Origin of the sequence: Bacillus sp. SIMBA_008 (assembly GCF_046535495.1) — a bacterium.
In the GTDB taxonomy this organism is placed as follows: Bacteria; Bacillota; Bacilli; order Bacillales; family Bacillaceae; genus Bacillus; species Bacillus subtilis.
Map to the genome: position 1 here is coordinate 1 of NZ_JAWRWL010000779.1, position 257 is coordinate 257.

General features: G+C 37.4%; 1 protein-coding gene. It reads right to left on the bottom strand.

Features of this window, described 5'->3' with window-relative positions; translation table 11 throughout:
* Positions 1-235, bottom strand: a 235-nt coding sequence (locus SB658_RS25420; protein WP_410603211.1) for a hypothetical protein, incomplete at its 3' end; no start/stop codon positions are given.
* Positions 236-257: the final 22 nt, after the last annotated feature.

A 257-nucleotide genomic window follows, 5' to 3' on the forward strand; every position in this document is an offset into this window, starting at 1 on the left:
CCAGCACTTCGGAACTCCCCTTGTCCATGCTTTTAACGGCGTAGGGAAAAACAATGCTGGTTGTCTTGGAATATCCGATCTGAAGATTTTTCAAATCTTCCTGATGGTATCCTTTATAGCTGGCAGCAGACTGCCCGTATCCCGAAAAAACAGTCAGTAATAAGCAAAGCCCATACAACCAAAACCTTTTTATCTGTTTCATATCATTTTTTTTATAAAAAATATTTTTAATCAATTCCTGTTTTTCTGCTTCTCAT